Here is a 15,987-nt window from a genome sequence, read left to right as displayed (position 1 = left end):
GGACGCGGGCCGCCTGTCCTGGAGCACGCCGCCGTGCCGGGGGCGCTGGGGGAAGGACGCACCGATGAAAGCTCTCGTACTGGCCGGCGGGCAAGGCAGCCGCCTACGGCCGCTCACGCCGACACTGCCCAAACCGCTGGCCCCGGTGGCGAACCGGCCGGTCCTGTCCTGGGTGCTCGATCACCTGGATCGCGCCGGCGTCGAAGAGACCGGGGTGATCGTTCCCGTGTCCGACATGGCGCTCTACCGGCGGATCATCGGCACCAGCACGCCCGCCGGCACGCCGGTGCGGTGGCTGCCCGAGGCGGCCGCGGCGGGAACCGGAGGATGCCTGCGCCAGCAGGCCGCCTTCTTCGGCGGCGAACCGGTGCTCGTGGTGCCCGCCGACATCGTCTCCTCGGTCGACCTCGCCCGGCTCGTCGGCCACCACCACGCGGTCGGCGCCGCGGTGACCGTGGCCGCCGTCGCGCGGGACGGGACCCAGTGGGCCGGGGACGTGCTCGTGCCCGATTCCGCCCGGCCGGGCACAGCCGCCGCCTACCGGTTCAAACCGGGCGGCACCGGCCGCCTGCTGGGATCGACCGGAGCGTGGATGGTCGATCCGGACGTCCTCGACCGGATACCCGCGCACGGCGTCACCGACTTCTCCAGCCAGACCCTGCCCGGCCTGCCGGCGTCCGGGATGCTCCTGGGCCTGTTCGACGCGGGCGAGATCTACCTGAGGGACATCGGCACACCGGCCAAGCTCCTCACCGGCAATCAGGAGGCCGCCGTCGGGGCGTCCCCGCTGGAGGTGCCGTCAACTGCCGGCGCCGGAGCACTCATCGACCCGAGTGCCGATGTCGGCGAGCAGGTCCTGATCGGTGAAGGAGCCCAGGTCGCCGCGGACGTCCGTCTCACGGGCCCGGCCGTGATCGGCCCGCACGCCCGCATCGGCGCGGGAGCCCAGGTCGACGGTGCCCTCGTACTGCCGGGCGCCCGCGTCGCCGCCGGCTCCCGGGTCACCGGGGAGATCGTCGGCGACCCGGGCCGGGTGCGCGACGTGCTGCTGCGGCTGGCGGCTGAACGATGACGGGCCCGGTTGCCTCCGTCGCCGCTCAGGTCCTGGCCTGGTGCGCCCGCACGCCGGACGCCGTGGCCGTCGAACAGGGGGAGCGCCGGTGGACGTACCGGGAGCTGGAGGACGCCGTGGCCGGTGTCGCCGGCGCACTCCGGGCCGCCGGGGTGCGCCCCGGGCAGGTCGTCGCGGTCACCGCGCACCGGGGTCTTCCCCTGGCCGCCGCGTGGGTGGCGGTGCTGGCGAACCGCTGCATCCTGCTCCCCCTCGACCCCGCGCTTTCCCCGGCCGCCCGCACCGGCATGCTCTCCCGGGTCGGAGCCGCATGGGACCTGCGCGCAGGGGACGTCTACGCCCGCGCACACCCCGGTATCCCGGTGCTGTCCGTCACGGGAGAACGGCGCGCTTGTCGCCCGGCCCTCGGCCCGGTGCCGCCTCCAGGGCCGGAGGAGGCGGGGTACGTGTTCTTCACCTCGGGCAGCACCGGCAGGCCCAAGGCGATCCTGGGCCGTCACCGAAGCCTCGCCGCGTTCCTGCCGTGGCTCGCCGCCGCCCTGGGGGTCACGCCGGCCGACCGGGTCCCGCACCTGGCCGGGGCAGGCTTCGATGTGTCCCTGAGGGAGGTGCTCCTGCCGCTCACGTCCGGGGCCCGGCTGTGCCTGCCCCCGCCGGGCCCCCTGCCGCCCGGCGACGTCCTGGGCTGGCTCGCCGATGTCGGCGCGACGCTGGTGCACACGGTGCCGACCGTCGCCCGCGCCTGGCTGCACTTCGCGCCCGAGGGGATACGTCTGCCGCAGATGAGGGCTGTGCTGTTCAGCGGCGAGCCGCTGACCGACACGCTCGTCCGCCGGTGGCGCGGCCACCTCGATTACCAGGGCGTCATCGTCAACCAGTACGGGCCGACCGAGACGACCCTCATCCGCTGCTGGCACCCGCTCGACCGCCCGGTGCCCGGTATCCAGCCGCTGGGCCGCCCGATCCCCGGCAGCGAAGTGTGGATCGAGGACCCGCCCGGCGTGCGCGCCCCCGCGGGCACGGTGGGTGAAATCGTCATCCGCACCGTCTACGGCACCAGCGGCTATTTCGGCGAAGAAGCCCTCACGGCCGCCCGGTTCACCTTCGGCCCCGACGGCGAGGTCACCTACCGCACCGGCGATCTCGGCAGCGTCGACGAGCACGGCCTGCTCCGCTTCCACGGCCGCAGCGACGACCAGATCAAGATCCACGGCGTCCGGTTCCACCTCCACGGCGTGGAAGCGGCCCTCGAAGCCCAGCCCGGCATCGACCAGGCCGCCGTCACAGCCGAACCCGGCACCGACGGGGCGTCGCCGCGCCTGACCGCGCATCTGGTGCTCTCCCCCGGCCATGACCGGATTCCGGGCGGCCTGCGCGCGGCCCTCCTCGATCGCCTTCCGGCGGCCGCCGTCCCCTCCCGGCTGCTGGCCGTGGACGCGCTGCCGCGCACCGCGTCCAGCGGCAAGCTCGACCGCTCCCGCCTCACCCCTGCCCCACCCTCCGCGCCGCGCGGCATCACGCCCGCGGCCTGGCACCCCAAGGACACCTCCTGATGCCTACGTCACCCCAGTCCCAGCCGGCCCTGCAGGACCTGACGACCGTCGCGCAGGGCCTGCGCGCCTTCGTCTTCGCCGCCAACAAGCACCCGGGCGGCGCCTCCTCCGCAGTCGAGGCGATCACCGCCCTGTACTTCTCCGGAGCCACCACCCTCGCCTCGCCGGGCCAGGTCCGCGACCGGCTCATCTACTCCAAGGGGCACGCCGCCGCCCCCTGGTACGCCGCGCTGTGGACGCTCGGCGCGATGCCCGGCATGACGTGGCAGGACGCGGCCGGCTTCGGGCAGGTCGGGCACCCGGTGCCCCGCATGCCCGTCCGCGGGAGCGTGCCGGGCATGGAGATGAGCACCGGCGCGCTCGGCCAGGGCCTGTCCTTCGGGGTCGGTACCGCGCTCGCCGACCGGCGCGACGGCCTGGGCACCCGGACCTTCGTCGTGCTCGGGGACGGCGAGTGCACCGAGGGCCAGGTGTGGGAGGCGGCGATGACCGCGTCCCGTCTCGGCCTGAAGAATCTGGTGGCGCTCGTCGACGCGAACGGCTCCGGCAGCGTCATCACTCTTGACCGCGCGCAGTGGGCCGAGAGGTTCGCCGCGTTCGGCTGGCGCGCGGTGGACGTGGACGGGCACGACATCGGCGCCATCGCCCAGGAGTTGCGCGCCGGCACGGACCGGCCGACCGCGCTGATCCTCAACACCGTCAAGGGCCGGGGCCTGGCCGCCGAGGTCGAGGGCTCCAACACCCTGTCCGCCGAGGTCGGGAAACAGTACCTGCCCGACTGGGACGCCGGCGCGCTGATCGAGGCGGCCCTGGCCGTCATCGACCGCCACCACCCCCACGCCGCCCGGGCCCGCGCCTCGTCCCCCGCGCGCCGGGGCGTCACCGCGCCGGTCCGGCCTTCCCGCGCCGAGCTCCTCGTCCAGCTCACGGGGCATCCCGAGGGTGCCGAGGTCGTGGCGAAGAAGGCTCTCGGCGGGGACCTCGCCCAGGAGCTCGCCGGGCTGCCCCTGCTGTGGATGGCCCCCGACGCCATCCGCAACTCCGGCCTCCTCGACCGGATGCAGCAGGTCGGATCCTGGACGTGGGACACCCCCGGCGCGGACGTGCTGCAGTGCGCCATCGCCGAGCAGGACGCGGCCTCCCTGGCCGCCGGCGCGGCGAGCGCCGGACTGTGGCCGGTGCTGTTCTCCATGGAGGGCTTCTACTGGCGGATGCTCGACCAGATCCGCGAGTCGATCGCCTTCCCCCAGCTGCCCGTTGTGCTGGTGGGCACCTCCGGAGGCCTCGGCGACCCGCTCGGCCCCATGGTGCAGTCCGACGGCTGTCTGACGGCGCTCGCCGCCATCCCCGGGCTGGAGCTGTTCGAGGCCGCCGACATCAACACGGCCAAGGTCCTGGCGGCCGAGGCCCTCGCCTCCGGCCGCCCCGCCTACCTGCGCCTGCCGCACGAAGCCGTGCCCGTCCGCCACAGCCTCACCGAACTCGCCGCCCGCCCGACCAGCACCGGTGCCTGGACGCTCACCGACGCCGCCGACCCCGACCTCGTCCTGGTGACCGCCGGGGCGCTGCGCGAGCGAGCCCTGCACAGCGCCGAGCAGCTGCACGCCCGCGGCCACGCCGTCCGGGTGGTCGAGGTCTTCAGCCCCAGCCGCTTCTCCCGCCTCGCGGTCGACGAGCGCGCCCGGTTCCTGCCGCCCGGGGTGCGGGCCGTCAGCATCCACAACGCACCCAGCAGCGTCCTCGGCTCTCTGCTGGGCGACGACGGACTGGCCATCGGCGTCGACACCTACGGCATCGCCGGCTGGCCGCAGGACGCCCTGTACGAGGCGGCCGGCCTGACCACGGACGCGCTCGTCGACCGCATCCTCAAGGAGCTGGCGTGACCTCCTCTCACCTCGGTCTGTCCTTCCTCGACCAGGGCCCGATCCTGGTCAGGGCGCACCGGATCGACAGCTACGCCGTCCACGTGGACGAAGGTCTGCTCACCCGACTGACCGGCCTCCTCACCGACGTCCTGGACCGGCTCGGCAGCCCCGACGTGGTGATCGCCGTCGACACCGGCGCAGCCGAGCACCACCTCGGCGCCGTCACCGCCGCCGTCCTGGCCACCGGCCGGCCCTTCCAGGTGGTGCCGGTCCCGGCCGGCGAGGCGAGCAAGTCCCCGCGCGGGCTGCGCGCCCTGGTCGGGGCCCTGCACCGCCACCGTGCCTCCCGGCGCACCCTGCTGCTGGCGGTGGGCGGCGGCATGGTGTGCGACCTGGCCACCACCGCCGCCGCCGGGTACATGCGCGGCATCCCCTACGCTCTGCTGCCCACCACGGTCCTCGCCCAGGTCGACGCGGCGATCGGCGGGAAGGGCGGACTCGACGACGACGGCGCGAAGAACCTCCTGGGGGCCTTCCACCACCCCGCGGCCGTCTTCGTCGACCCGCTGCTGACCGGCACGCTGTCCGAGCGGCACGTCCGCAACGGCCTGGCCGAGGTCATCAAGGTGGCGCTCATCGACGACACGGACGACCTGTTCCATGCCCTGGAGCAGCACCCCGACCGGCTGCCGGCAGGCCAGGCGCTGACCGGGATCGTCCGGGCCGCCGTCGCCGCCAAGCTCCGCCTCCTGGCCGACGACCCTTTTGAGCAGGGCGACTTGCGGCGGCTGCTGAACCTCGGCCACTGCATCGGGCACCCCTACGAGGCCGCCACCGGCTACCGGGTCCTGCACGGCGAAGCCGTCGCCGTCGGCATGGCGGTCGCGGCCGCACACGCCCACCTGACCGGCATCGCCAGCTTGGACGAACGGGACCGCATCCTTGGCCTGCTCGACGCCTGCCGGCTTCCCGCCGTCCTGCCCGAGGCGATGCGGGAGCGCACCTGGGAGGCAATGGACACGGTCCGCCGGGTGCGCGGAGGACCGCTCCACCTCGTCCTGCCCCGCACACCCGGCCACTGCACCGTGACCGACGACATCGACCGCGCCGCCTACGACAAGGCCGTGTCCGAACTGGCGGCCCGCCCGTGAGCGACCCCGATCCGTACTGGCTGCTGATCGAGGGCGGCGGGAGCCGCACCTGGGCCGCCCGGGCCACCTTCACCGCCGTCCTCGCCGAGCGGGAGGGGCCCTCGACCAGCCCCCGCTCCGTGGGCCATACCCAGGCACACGACACCCTGGCCGGGCTGGTCCGCGCCCTCCCGGCCGGCGGACCGCTGCGGGGAGTCGTCGCCGCCCACGGCGCCGCTTCCACCCGCGCCTGCGCCGGCGAGTTCGCCGACCTGATCCGGCGGGCGCTGGCAACCGCCGGCCACCCGCCCGTGCCGGTGCTGGTCACCAACGACATCGTGCCGCTGCTGCTCGACGACGGCCCGCTGTGCGTGGTGATCTGCGGCACGGGCACCGGGTTCGCCGCCCGCAACGGCGACCGCTGGGCGCGCGCCTCCGGGCTGGAGTGGCTGCTGTCCGACGAAGGCGGCGGTCACGACCTGGCGGCCCGCGCGCTGCGGGCCGTCGTCCGGGCCCAGGACGGCCGCGGCCCCGCCACCGCGCTCGTCGACGCCGCCCGCGCATGGTGCCCGCCGAGCCCCGACGCGGGCATCGCACTCGGCGAGAGGCTCTTCCACGCCGTACACGGTGACGTCGCCCGCAAGCCGTACGTCGCCTCGTTCGCACCGTTCGTACTCGAGACGGCCCGCGCCGGCGATCGGGTGGCGTCCGGGCTCCTCGATGACGCTGCCCGGGAGCTGGTCGAAGGGGTCGAGGCGGTCTGCCGAGCCGTCGGGATAGCCATTGCGGCGCCGCCCGCGCTCGTTCTGTCCGGTTCCCTGCTCCACTCCGACGTCCTGCGCGAGCGGTTCCTCAGCCGGGCCCACGCGCGCCTCGGGGACAGGGTCGTGCCCCGGGTGGCCGCGGGCCCGGGGCCCGGCCTGGTGCACCTGCTCGGCCTGTGGCGGGACCCGGCGGCGATCACGGCCCTGGGCCGGGCCATGCCCGTGCACGCCGAACCCATCCCGGAGAGCCGGCCGTGATCGCACCGCGCGCGGACCGCCCCGAGCCGGGGCCGGGGGCGGGCGCGGACCTGGAGCTCGGGCGCGCGCTGCGTTCGGCCCTGAACACCTGCCGCCGGGACATCGCCCGCTTCCGCGCGGCCCCGGCCCCCGCGCGGGACAAGGCGAGTGTCCACGGCGGCCGCGAAGTCGTCACCGATCTCGACCTCATCCTGCAAGACCGCCTCACCACCGAGCTCGGCCGCGCGTTCCCCGGAATCCCGGTGATCGCCGAGGAGGGCCAGGCCGAGATCCCCCAGCTGCCCAACGAGTGCCTGCTCGTGGATCCGCTGGACGGCACCGCGCCGTTCCTCGCCGGCAGCAGCGACTACGCGATCGCCATCTGCCTGGTCCGCGGCGGCATCCCGGCCGAAGGGGTCATCGACCTGCCCGCCCACGACATCCGGGTTAGCGCGGCACCCGGCCACCTCCGCGTCACCGGCGACGTGACCCGGCTGCCCCACCACGGCCCCCGCACCGTCCTGACCAGCCCCGGCCACGCGGACACCGTCCAGGACCGGTTGTCCGGCACCGGCTGGTCCGTGCGCCCGGCCGCCACCGCCAGCGTGAAGATCACCTTCGTCGCTCTCGGCCGCGCACCGGCCGCCGCCTACCTGCCCCGACCCGGCAGCGGCGCCGCGCCGTGGGACTACCCGGCCGCCGCCCTCGCCGTCGCCGCGGCCGGCGGAACCGTTCACGACACCACCGGTCACGACCTGGCCCGCACCCGGCCCGCCCGGCTCGACGGCTGGCTCGCCCTTCTCCCACCGCCCGACGCGGACCTGCCGGCGCTGCTGCGCCCATCGGCCGCTCCTCACCTGTAGAAGGACTCCTTCGATGCGTTCCCTCGCCACCACCACCGACGGCTGGCGCGGCCGTCCCGGCCCGGACTGGGCCGAGCCGCAGCTCCTGGCCGCCCTCGACCACTGCGCCGCCCAGGGCGTCCTGGGCGAGCACGTCCTGGTCGGGTACGACGCCCGGGCCGGTGCCCGCGAAGTCGCGCACCTCGCCGCCGACCTGCTCGCCCACCACGGGCTGACGGCCTGCCTCGCTTCGGCACCCGGGCCCACGCCCGCGTTCGGAAGCCTCGTGCACCGCCGGTCCGACCTGACCGCGGCCGTTGTCGTCACCGCCAGCCACAACCCGCCCGGATACATCGGCATCAAGGTCCGCGACCGCTCCGGGCACGGCATCCCCTGGCCCCAGCCCCCGGCAGGCGCCGCCCTCGACCCGGGCCTGCTGGAGGTGCGCCAGCACCAGCGCGCCGATGTCCTCAGCCCCTACGTCGGCGCCGTCGGCGGCCCGCTCAGCACGGCCGTCGGCGTCTTCGACGGTGATGTCCTCCTCGATGCCGCCCACGGCGCGGTCGGCGTTCTCGCGGGGCGCCTGTCCGGCGTCCGGGTGCTGCGCGGCCGTCCGCTGCCGTTCTTCGCCGGGCAGAGCCCCGATCCCGTCCCCCGCGTCTACGCCGAACACACCGGCCGCGCCCTCCTGGACCAACTCGCCCACCGCGAGCGGGCCCTGCTGGCGATGACCGACGGCGACGGGGACCGGCTCGTGCTGTTCACCCACCGCTCCGGCTACATCCCCAGCGCCGAACAGGCCGCCGCGCTGCTGTACGCGGGACTGCCGGTGCAACGGCTGATCACCACCCACGTCGCCCCCCGTATGGCCCTGCGTGCCGCGAGGCGGGCGCAGCCCGGCCTGAAGGTCACCGAGACCAGCGTCGGCTTCAAGCACCTCGTGGCGGCATGGCGCGACCGGCCCGTCCCGGCGCTGGCGCTGGAGCCGAACGGGGCGCTCGTCCACGTCACCGGCCCGGACGGCTACTTCGAGCGGGACGCCCTCGCCGCCCTGGCCACCCTCCTGCGCACCTTCGCTTCCCTGGAGGACCTGGACGACGCGATCCAGGACGTCCGCCGGGCCCACCCGCACACCCAGCTCGTCCACACCACGCCCGCCCCGCTGACCGACGTGCTGTGTGCTCTTCCCGGGCTGCTGCCCACCTGGCGCGCCGACATAGCCGGTGAGGTCGCCCACTACGACGACGGCGCGCACGGCCACATCGCCGTGCGCGCCTCCGGCACCGAACCGGGCACCCGTCTCTACATCGAAGCCCCCGCCGAGACGGCCGAGCTGCTCACCCGCACGCTCGGCGGGCCGGCGTTCAAACTGTCTGCTTGAGCAGGCCGGCGGCCACCAGCCCGGCCAGGCCCATGTCCGCGTCAGTCAGCTGACCGCCCAGGACATGGGCCACGTACTCCTCCAGCGGCACCGTGATCGGCTCCACGAACTCGTCGCCGTCGGGCCGGGGCTCGGCGACCTTGCGGCAGCCCTGTGCGAGGACCGCGTAGCGGACGTGGGTCGCGTACGAGGCCAGGTAGGTCTGCATGACGACGGTGAGCGACCGGGCCTCAAAGCCGGTCTCTTCCAGCAGCTCGCGGGCCGCGGCGTCCTCGACGGGCTCGTCCGGCCCGACCAGGCCGCCGGGCAGTTCCTTGAGGACCTTGCCCGGGCCGGGGCGGAACTGGCGCACCAGCACTCCGCGGCCGTCGTCCGTGAGCGCCACCAGCGCCACCGTCCGCGGGCCGTTGAGGATGTCCCAGTCGCCCTCGCGGCCGTCGGGGTAGCGGTAGGTGCGGCATCCGACCTTCAGGAAGCCGGCCGGCTCCGGTCGTTCACCGACCAGGGCCCATTCCAGTGCATCTCGATCAGTCACGGTACGTATCCTATTCGGCTCGAAGAGTCACCCTGTTGGTGGAGAAGAAGGGGCGGGGGTGTTGCGCAGGGTCCGCAACACCCCCGTCCTGGACTGCGCCCGGGTTCAGGCGGCCGTGATGACGCCCTGGTCGATGAGCTGCTGCCGCATGGCGCGGTACTCGTCCATCGTGACCGGGCGCTGCCCGCGGGCGTGCTTGGGCTTGCCCGCCTGCGAGGCCTCCGGCCAGTCGTCGGCGGCGGGCAGCATGTCCAGCGCGGCATGGGACCGGTCCTTGGCACGTGACCCCCGGATGAACAGGGTGACCGTCCCGGGCAGCATGACCGTCTGGTGGATCATCGGGTGCCCGAGGGTGTACGCGGAGCCGGGGCGCTCGATGGTGATGACGCCCGGTTCGATGTCGGCGGCGGTGAACTCGCCTTCGCCGGTGCTGGTGCGGCGCCGCCACACGTGGATGTAGGCGCCTTTGAGGATCTTCACCGTGAAGGAGTACTTGTGGTCGTGCGGCACCAGCTCGCGGGTGCCGGGCGACATGTGGAGGCGGATCTGCAGCCCGCGGGCGTCGTCCTGGTAGAGGACGAGCCGGTTGATCAGCGGGTGGACTTCGCTCTCGGCCAGGCGGTGCGGGTCGTGCTCGATCTCGTGGACGAGGCGGGTCAGCAGATGCTGGTCGGCGGCGAGGCGTTCGAGGATCTCGCTGCGGACGCGGTGGCTGGCCCGCAGGTCCGTGTCGTCGACGGCCGGCAGGTCGTCGAGCCAGTTCGGGACGGCGGTCCTCATCCGGCGCTCACCTCCGTGGCCGCCTGGCCCCCGGTGAGCGCGGGCGCGATCAGGGACATGGCGGCCGTGAGCATGCGCCGGTAGGCATCGGCGTCGAGAGACGGCCCTTCCGGCGCCAGAGGGGCGCGGGCGACGACGAGCTGGACGCCTTCCGGGCTGGTCTGCGTCGTACGCAGGGTCCCCGGGTGGCAGGCGTAGATGCTCTCGGGCTGGAAAGTGCGCAGATACCAGGGGTGATCGGCCTCGGCGTCGCCTCGATGGCGGAAGCACTCCAGGTAGTGGGTGCCGGCCAGGGTGAGGGTGACGGTCTTCTCGGTCGCCTCGGCGGGAGCGGTCGTGCCGTCGGCGTGGGCCCGGAGGTAGACGGCCACGTCGTCCTCGTGGTGCAGGAGGAGGTGGGTGTGACCGTTGCCGGTGAACGAGCCCGCGGCGTTGGCGGGGGCGGCGCCGGTGATCAGGGTGAGGGCCTCGCGGGCCGCGTACGGCAGCCATCCGCCGTGGAGGATGTCGGGGCTGTCCGGGACGTCGCAGGGAGCGCTGCTCTGGTCGAGCAGCGCGGTGACGGGCGCAAGCAGGGCAAGTCGGGTCACGGGCGGGCGGGCCTTTCTGTGGTGATGATGCCGAGGCGTGTCAGATCCGCGACGCGGGCCTGGAGCCGGGCGGGGGACATGGGGGCGGAGCGCCGGTAGCGGGTGTCGTCGCGGATCTGGCGTCCGTGGTCGTCGTGGTGCGGGTCGTGCAGGTCTGATGCGGAGTGCCAGCGGTTCTGGCGAGCCGGTCCGCGCAGGAAGAGGGTGACCGAGCCGGGGAGGACGGCGGTCTGGTGGACCAGGGAGTGAAAGAGGAGGTATCCGCTGCCCGGTCCCTCGACGGTGACGGTGCCGGCGGTGAGATCGGCCGAGGTGAATGGCCCTGTCTGGGTCTGGCCGGTGCGCCGGTTCCATGTGTGGAGGTAGCCGCCGTGCAGGACGTGGACGGTGAAGGGGTACTTGTGGTCGTGCGGGATCAGTTCCAGCTCACCCATAGGGAACGCGTGCAGGCGCAGCTGCCACCGGTCCTGCCCAGTGGTGTCTTCGGCCAGGACGAGCCGGTCGACCAGCGGGTTGGTCTCGCACCTTTGCCGCCGGTCGGCGTCGTGGATGAGGGAGCACACCAGAGCGGTCAGCATCTCCCGGTCCCCGGCCAGGGCGGCCAGGACCTCCCCGCTGGCTTTCGCGCAGGCACGCGGCCGGTTCCAGTCGATCGCGTCGAGCGCGGTGGCGAGAATTGTGGATGTCAGCATCGAACCTGCTTCGGGCCGGTGAGGATGGCGATACGGTGACGCTGATCTGGCAGCGCGGGTGAACAGCGAAGGGGAGCGGCGTGACGCTCAAGGCCGTCCGGTCGGCGTTGGAGAAGGTGTACGTCAGGCGTCTGGCTGGCAAGCTGAGGGGTGCGCCCCGGCCCGCGCACGTCGGGATCATGCTCGACGGCAACCGCCGCTGGGCCCGTGGGCGGGGGCACTCCGACCCGCGTGAGGGCTACCGCGTGGGCGGCGCCAAGGTCATCGACTTCCTGCGCTGGTGCGTCGAGGCCGACCTTGAGCACGTGACCCTGTGGATGCTCTCCGACGACAACCTCAACCGGCCCGCCGAGCAGCTCGATCCGCTGCTGGAGGTCATCGAGGAGACGGTGCAGAAGGTCTGCGCCACGCCGGGCCCGTGGGAGATCGAGATCATCGGGGCCCTGGACCTGCTGCCCGGGGACTGCGCGCAGAAGCTGAAGGCCGCCGCCGCGCGGACCGCCGGCCGGGGCGGGATGCGCGTCGACGTCGCCGTCGGCTACGGCGGCCGCCGCGAGATCGTGGACGCGGTCAAGGCCGCGTTCGAGAAGCACACGTCCGCGGGCGGCGATCCGATGGAGCTGGTGGAGAAGTTCGACATCGAGCACATCTCCGAGCACCTGTACTCTTCGGCCGGGCGTGACACGACCGACTTCATCATCCGCACCTCCGGTGAGCAGCGGCTGTCCGGCTTCCTGCTGTGGCAGTCCGCCTACGCCGAGGTCCACTTCGTCGAGGTGCTGTGGCCGGCGTTCCGGCAGATCGACCTGCTGCGCGCCCTGCGGTCGTATGCGGCCCGCGAGCGCCGCTACGGCCGTTGACATCAGGCCAGATGCGCGGTGCGCGGGTCGGCGAGGATCGTCTCGACCGCTCGCTTCACTGAGCGGTCCCGGTCCTCGTCGTCGCTGTCGACCACGACGCACCGCCAGCTCTGGGCGACGTCCTCGAAAGCCTCCTGGACCCGGACCATCAGGTCCAGGTACGCCTCCCGGCCGGTGCCGCGGCCGGCCAGCCCATGGTGCTCCAGCACGCCCAGGCCGCCGCGCGCGGCGATGAGCCGGTCGTACGCGCGCTGCGGGTCGCACCGCACGAGGACCGGCACATCCCGGAAGGGGTCGGGGGCGAGGACCATGGTGGCCGACCGGAGCGCGGTGACGGCGGCGCGCCCGTGGCGTTCGTCGGACGCGATCTGGGAGGCGAGCAGGCACAGCTTGGTGACCATCTTCAGCGGATGGGTCTCCTCGATCACCGCGGTGCCCCGGTCCAGCTCCGGCCGGACGACGCTGGTGTAGTAGACGAGGCTGCCGGCGATCTCGCTCAGGGCGGCGGCGGTGATGGCCTGCGGGTCGTTAGCACTGATCCGAGCCGCGTTCAGCGTCCGCTCCAAGGCGCTGTCGCGGAGGTCTCCCGACGGGCCGGGGAGCAGCTCCCCGAGCGCCTGTCCCTCGTCGGTGCGGGCGAAGGAGTACAGCGCGCGCAGCCCCGCGTCGTAGAACGCCCGGTTGACATCGCCAGCGTGCCCTTGGGGCTGTCCGCGCAGGTAGTCGCGTCGCGACAGGATGCACACCTTCCTGCCGGCCGCTGCCAGTTCCTCGTGCAGGGCCCGCGCGATGGTGGACTTGCCCGAGCCGTCCACGCCCAGGAACGAGATGGAGGATCCAGGGGTCATCGGTATGCCTTCCGGTGTTCGGCCAGGGCCCGGGCCAGGTCGTCCCGGCTGAAGTCCGGCCAGTGGGTGCGGGTGAACCACAGCCGCGCGTCGGCGGCCGTCCAGAGCAGGAATCCGCTGCCGCGTCGTTCACCGGAGGTCCGGATGAGAAGCTCGGGGTCCGGCTGGCCGCGGCTGATGAGCTGATGGAGGTCTTCTGGTGTGATCCGTTTGGCCGCCTCTCCCGGCGAGATCCCCTCGCCGGCCCAGTCGGCGAGCAGCCGGCGGATGCCGCCGGTGATCTCGCTGCGGCCTCCGTAGGCGATGGCCAGGTTCACGGTCAGCCTGTTCGACACCTCGGCAGTGGTCGTCTCAGCGTGTCGCACGGCGGCCGCGACACGGGAGGGAAGGAGGGCGGCGTCACCCAGATGATGGATGCGCCATCGCTGCGACCACGCCAGCTGGAGGGTCGCGGCCGTGATGATCTCCATCAGGGCGTCCACCTCCGCCCTGTCACGGCGCAGGTTGTCGGTGGAGAGCATCCACAGGGTCACGAAGGAGATGCCCGCCTCCTCGCACCAGGACAGGACCTGCGGGATCTTGCCGAAGCCGATGCGGTGACCGTCGGAGGGCGACAGCCTGTGCCGCTGTGCCCAGCGCCGGTTGCCGTCGAGGACGATGCCGACGTGGCTCGGGACGGTACTCACAGCAGCCGCTCGATGCCCCAGACGGGGACGTCCCGGAAGAACGCCACGGCTTCGGCCTCGGCCCAGTCGGCCCATGTGGCCGCTTCCCGGCTGGCGAGGTCGGCGTGGTGGCGCATGGCGGTCAGCAGCGCCTGGTCGACGCGGTGGTCGCGGATGATCTGCCGGACGTTGTCCACGTCCGCCTCCGAGGCGTCCGGCCGGCCCAGGACCGACTGCAGCACCGTCCGTTCGCTGGGCGAGGCGGTCAGCAGCACCATGCGGATCGGGTAGGTGACCCGGCCGTCGCGGACGTCGGCGGTGGCCGGCTTTCCGGTGACTTCTTCGTCGCCGAACAGGCTCAGGTAGTCGTCGCGCATCTGTCCCGAGACACCAAAGGCAAAGGCGTAACGGCGCAGGCTCTCCTCGTGCTCACGGGGGTCCTGTTCCGCTGCGAGCAGGCCGAGTTGGAGCGGGGCGAGCGCGGAGGAACGGGCGGCCTTGTAGTCGCAGACGGAATGCAGCAGGTCCTCGTCCGGAACGCCGAGGAAGTCCCGCTCGAGGTCGAAAATCTGGCCGAGGAACGTGGAGGTGGCCGCGTTGAGCTGCAGTTGCATCATCAACTGGGTCATCCGCGCGGGGAGAGCGGCGTCGGCGATCACCTGCAAGGACAGCGCCAGGGCGAGATCGCCCGCGAGCAGAGCGAGCCCGAGAGCGTGCTGGGGCCGGTCCGGGATCGCGTTGCGGTAGGCGTAGTACGTGGACGGGCCACCGCGGCGCGTGGGCGCGTCGTCGATGATGTCGTCGTGGATGAGGAGGTGGACCTGGAGCAGCTCGATGCTCAGCGCGGCCGTGTCGACCGCTTCCTGACGACCCGTGCCGGGCACCAGATTCATTGCCTCGTACGCGAAGGCGACGCGCTGCCGTTTGCCTCCGCGCAGCGCCAGCTCCTCGACGCGGTCCAAGGCATCGGGAGCGAAACGGCTGAGCTGCGGCACATCCCAGCTGTCGCGCAGCGAGTGGAAGTAGGCCTCGAACAGAGCCTGGAACCGGTCGCGGTGAGCGGAGATGCGGCGCCCCATCTCGTGGGTGACCACAGTGGCGTTCATGCGCGGGAAGAGCCCTTCTGTGCACACCAGCCGGCGATTCCGTACGTGGTGGAACCGCTGATCAGGACGGAAAGTGGCCGTGCAGGCATATGCGCCCTGCGGCCACGGCCAGTGCATCCCGGTCAGGTGTTGCGCCGGTAGAGGCGGCGGTGTCGCGGTTGTCGCGCAACAGCCGGGAGGCGGGCCCGGCAGGCTCAGCGGCGTGTGCCCATCGGCCGGAGAACTGCCTGCGTGACGGCGAGGTGCGGGGGCCGGGTGACCATGTAGGCGATCGCGTCGGCGACATCCTCCGCGGTGAGCGTGGCACGGTCCCCGCGCGGCAGGCCGGCGGTCAGTGCGGTGTCGACGAGACCGGGCTCGATGACCGCCACCCTCACTCCGTGCGGTTCCAGTTCCTGCCGCAGTCCCTCGCTCCAGGAGGCGACGGCGCTCTTCGTGGCCGCGTACACCCCCGTTCCCGCCTTGGCCGCGTGCCTCGCGACGGACCCGATTGTGATCAGGTCCGCGGTCCGGCGCGGCCCGGCAGCAGCCGCTTTGAGGTGTTCGACGGCGGCTCCAGCGGTGTAGAGGGCGCCGAGCAGGTTCGTCTCAACCATGGCCTGCCACTGTTGGGCGGCGCCGTCGGTGAACGGGCCCAGGGAAGCGGTGCCGGCCGAATTCACCAGGATGTCCAGGCTGCCGAACTCGGCAGCGGCGCGCTTCACCGCGTCCCGGGCGGAGGCCGGGTCGGTGACGTCTCCGACGAGCTCGATGGCGGTGCCCCCTCTCTCAGCCACTGCAAGGCCGGTGATCTGCAGGGCTGTCTTGCTCCTCGCCATCAAGGCAACCTTGGCACCGAGTGCGGACAACTCAAGCGCCGTAGCCCGTCCGATCCCGCTCGTGGCACCGGTGACCAGGACGGATACGCCCGCCAAACAGCTCACCTGCTCCCCTCCTCCGACTCGCAGAGCCGCACCCTACGGTCTGGCCACGGGTCCCTTCTGTATCGAACGGTGTTGCGCCTGCGCCGTAACACCGTCGCATCACAACACGACGGAGCCCAAACAGCTTCCTCGGAACAGGCAACG

16 protein-coding genes are annotated in these 15,987 nt (G+C 73.0%); 8 read left to right on the top strand and 8 right to left on the bottom strand.

What is annotated here, in order from left to right; translation table 11 throughout:
• The first annotated feature begins 64 nt into the window (after positions 1-64).
• From ACFYOJ_RS27460 to ACFYOJ_RS27430, 7 genes are read left to right on the top strand one after another with little or no spacing between them, the layout of a single operon-like run.
• Positions 65-1,072 carry an NDP-sugar synthase gene (locus tag ACFYOJ_RS27460; protein ID WP_356555909.1) on the top strand — a complete coding sequence of 336 codons (1,008 nt, stop codon included), beginning with the start codon at positions 65-67 and terminating at the stop codon, positions 1,070-1,072.
• Complete coding sequence (locus ACFYOJ_RS27455; RefSeq protein ID WP_356555910.1) at positions 1,069-2,625, top strand: AMP-binding protein; 1,557 nt, start codon at positions 1,069-1,071, stop codon at positions 2,623-2,625. The genes ACFYOJ_RS27460 and ACFYOJ_RS27455 overlap by 4 nt, the downstream gene beginning before the upstream one ends.
• A complete protein-coding gene (locus tag ACFYOJ_RS27450; protein WP_356555912.1) occupies positions 2,625-4,508 on the top strand; it encodes a thiamine pyrophosphate-dependent enzyme in 1,884 nt (627 codons plus the stop codon). Before ACFYOJ_RS27455 ends, ACFYOJ_RS27450 begins: the two co-directional genes overlap by 1 nt.
• Complete coding sequence (locus ACFYOJ_RS27445; RefSeq protein WP_356555913.1) at positions 4,505-5,641, top strand: 3-dehydroquinate synthase family protein; 1,137 nt, start codon at positions 4,505-4,507, stop codon at positions 5,639-5,641. The genes ACFYOJ_RS27450 and ACFYOJ_RS27445 overlap by 4 nt, the downstream gene beginning before the upstream one ends.
• Positions 5,638-6,642, top strand: a complete 1,005-nt coding sequence (locus ACFYOJ_RS27440) for a BadF/BadG/BcrA/BcrD ATPase family protein (RefSeq protein ID WP_356555915.1) — start codon at positions 5,638-5,640, stop codon at positions 6,640-6,642. The genes ACFYOJ_RS27445 and ACFYOJ_RS27440 overlap by 4 nt, the downstream gene beginning before the upstream one ends.
• A complete protein-coding gene (locus ACFYOJ_RS27435; RefSeq protein ID WP_356555916.1) occupies positions 6,639-7,484 on the top strand; it encodes an inositol monophosphatase family protein in 846 nt (281 codons plus the stop codon). Before ACFYOJ_RS27440 ends, ACFYOJ_RS27435 begins: the two co-directional genes overlap by 4 nt.
• Before the next feature lie 13 nt (positions 7,485-7,497).
• A complete protein-coding gene (locus ACFYOJ_RS27430) occupies positions 7,498-8,844 on the top strand; it encodes a hypothetical protein (RefSeq protein WP_356555918.1) in 1,347 nt (448 codons plus the stop codon).
• Here ACFYOJ_RS27430 and ACFYOJ_RS27425 read toward each other — a convergent pair.
• The 4 genes from ACFYOJ_RS27425 to ACFYOJ_RS27410 form a co-directional block, all read right to left on the bottom strand.
• Positions 8,828-9,379: an NUDIX hydrolase gene (locus ACFYOJ_RS27425; RefSeq protein ID WP_356555920.1), complete on the bottom strand. Its 552-nt coding sequence runs from the start codon at positions 9,377-9,379 to the stop codon at positions 8,828-8,830. The genes ACFYOJ_RS27430 and ACFYOJ_RS27425 overlap by 17 nt on opposite strands.
• A 105-nt stretch (positions 9,380-9,484) precedes the next feature.
• The gene (locus ACFYOJ_RS27420; protein WP_356555922.1) at positions 9,485-10,159 is read right to left on the bottom strand and encodes a hypothetical protein; all 675 of its coding nucleotides are present in this window, start codon (positions 10,157-10,159) and stop codon (positions 9,485-9,487) included.
• The gene (locus ACFYOJ_RS27415) at positions 10,156-10,749 is read right to left on the bottom strand and encodes a hypothetical protein (protein ID WP_356555924.1); all 594 of its coding nucleotides are present in this window, start codon (positions 10,747-10,749) and stop codon (positions 10,156-10,158) included. Before ACFYOJ_RS27415 ends, ACFYOJ_RS27420 begins: the two co-directional genes overlap by 4 nt.
• Positions 10,746-11,441, bottom strand: a complete 696-nt coding sequence (locus ACFYOJ_RS27410; protein ID WP_356555926.1) for a hypothetical protein — start codon at positions 11,439-11,441, stop codon at positions 10,746-10,748. Before ACFYOJ_RS27410 ends, ACFYOJ_RS27415 begins: the two co-directional genes overlap by 4 nt.
• An 80-nt stretch (positions 11,442-11,521) precedes the next feature.
• On the opposite strand from ACFYOJ_RS27410, the gene ACFYOJ_RS27405 reads away from it, so the two are divergent.
• Positions 11,522-12,301 carry an isoprenyl transferase gene (locus tag ACFYOJ_RS27405; RefSeq protein ID WP_356555928.1) on the top strand — a complete coding sequence of 260 codons (780 nt, stop codon included), beginning with the start codon at positions 11,522-11,524 and terminating at the stop codon, positions 12,299-12,301.
• A gap of 2 nt (positions 12,302-12,303) precedes the next feature.
• Here the strand turns inward: ACFYOJ_RS27405 and ACFYOJ_RS27400 are convergent, their stop codons facing one another.
• The 4 genes from ACFYOJ_RS27400 to ACFYOJ_RS27385 form a co-directional block, all read right to left on the bottom strand.
• Entirely contained in the window at positions 12,304-13,149 is an 846-nt protein-coding gene (locus ACFYOJ_RS27400) for a hypothetical protein (RefSeq protein ID WP_356555930.1), read from the bottom strand.
• Positions 13,146-13,835 carry a polyprenyl diphosphate synthase gene (uppS, locus tag ACFYOJ_RS27395; protein WP_356555932.1) on the bottom strand — a complete coding sequence of 230 codons (690 nt, stop codon included), beginning with the start codon at positions 13,833-13,835 and terminating at the stop codon, positions 13,146-13,148. The genes ACFYOJ_RS27400 and uppS overlap by 4 nt, the downstream gene beginning before the upstream one ends.
• A complete protein-coding gene (locus tag ACFYOJ_RS27390) occupies positions 13,832-14,920 on the bottom strand; it encodes a polyprenyl synthetase family protein (RefSeq protein ID WP_356555934.1) in 1,089 nt (362 codons plus the stop codon). Before ACFYOJ_RS27390 ends, uppS begins: the two co-directional genes overlap by 4 nt.
• Positions 14,921-15,114: 194 nt before the next feature.
• Positions 15,115-15,843, bottom strand: coding sequence for an SDR family oxidoreductase (locus tag ACFYOJ_RS27385; protein WP_356555936.1), 729 nt, complete (start codon positions 15,841-15,843; stop codon positions 15,115-15,117).
• Between the last annotated feature and the right edge of the window lie 144 nt (positions 15,844-15,987).

Origin of the sequence: Streptomyces sp. NPDC006384 (assembly GCF_042870695.1) — a bacterium.
In the GTDB taxonomy this organism is placed as follows: Bacteria; Actinomycetota; Actinomycetes; order Streptomycetales; family Streptomycetaceae; genus Streptomyces.
Note: the sequence above shows the minus strand (reverse complement) of the source record. Positions and strands in the feature narration are given on the sequence as shown.

Coding starts and splice junctions, on each gene's coding strand:
- ACFYOJ_RS27460 (WP_356555909.1), top strand. CDS start 65: ATGAAAGCTCTCGTACTGGCCGGCGGGCAAGGCAGCCGCCTACGGCCG.
- ACFYOJ_RS27455 (WP_356555910.1), top strand. CDS start 1,069: ATGACGGGCCCGGTTGCCTCCGTCGCCGCTCAGGTCCTGGCCTGGTGC.
- ACFYOJ_RS27450 (WP_356555912.1), top strand. CDS start 2,625: ATGCCTACGTCACCCCAGTCCCAGCCGGCCCTGCAGGACCTGACGACC.
- ACFYOJ_RS27430 (WP_356555918.1), top strand. CDS start 7,498: ATGCGTTCCCTCGCCACCACCACCGACGGCTGGCGCGGCCGTCCCGGC.
- ACFYOJ_RS27420 (WP_356555922.1), bottom strand. CDS start 10,159: ATGAGGACCGCCGTCCCGAACTGGCTCGACGACCTGCCGGCCGTCGAC.
- ACFYOJ_RS27410 (WP_356555926.1), bottom strand. CDS start 11,441: ATGCTGACATCCACAATTCTCGCCACCGCGCTCGACGCGATCGACTGG.
- ACFYOJ_RS27400 (WP_356555930.1), bottom strand. CDS start 13,149: ATGACCCCTGGATCCTCCATCTCGTTCCTGGGCGTGGACGGCTCGGGC.
- ACFYOJ_RS27390 (WP_356555934.1), bottom strand. CDS start 14,920: ATGAACGCCACTGTGGTCACCCACGAGATGGGGCGCCGCATCTCCGCT.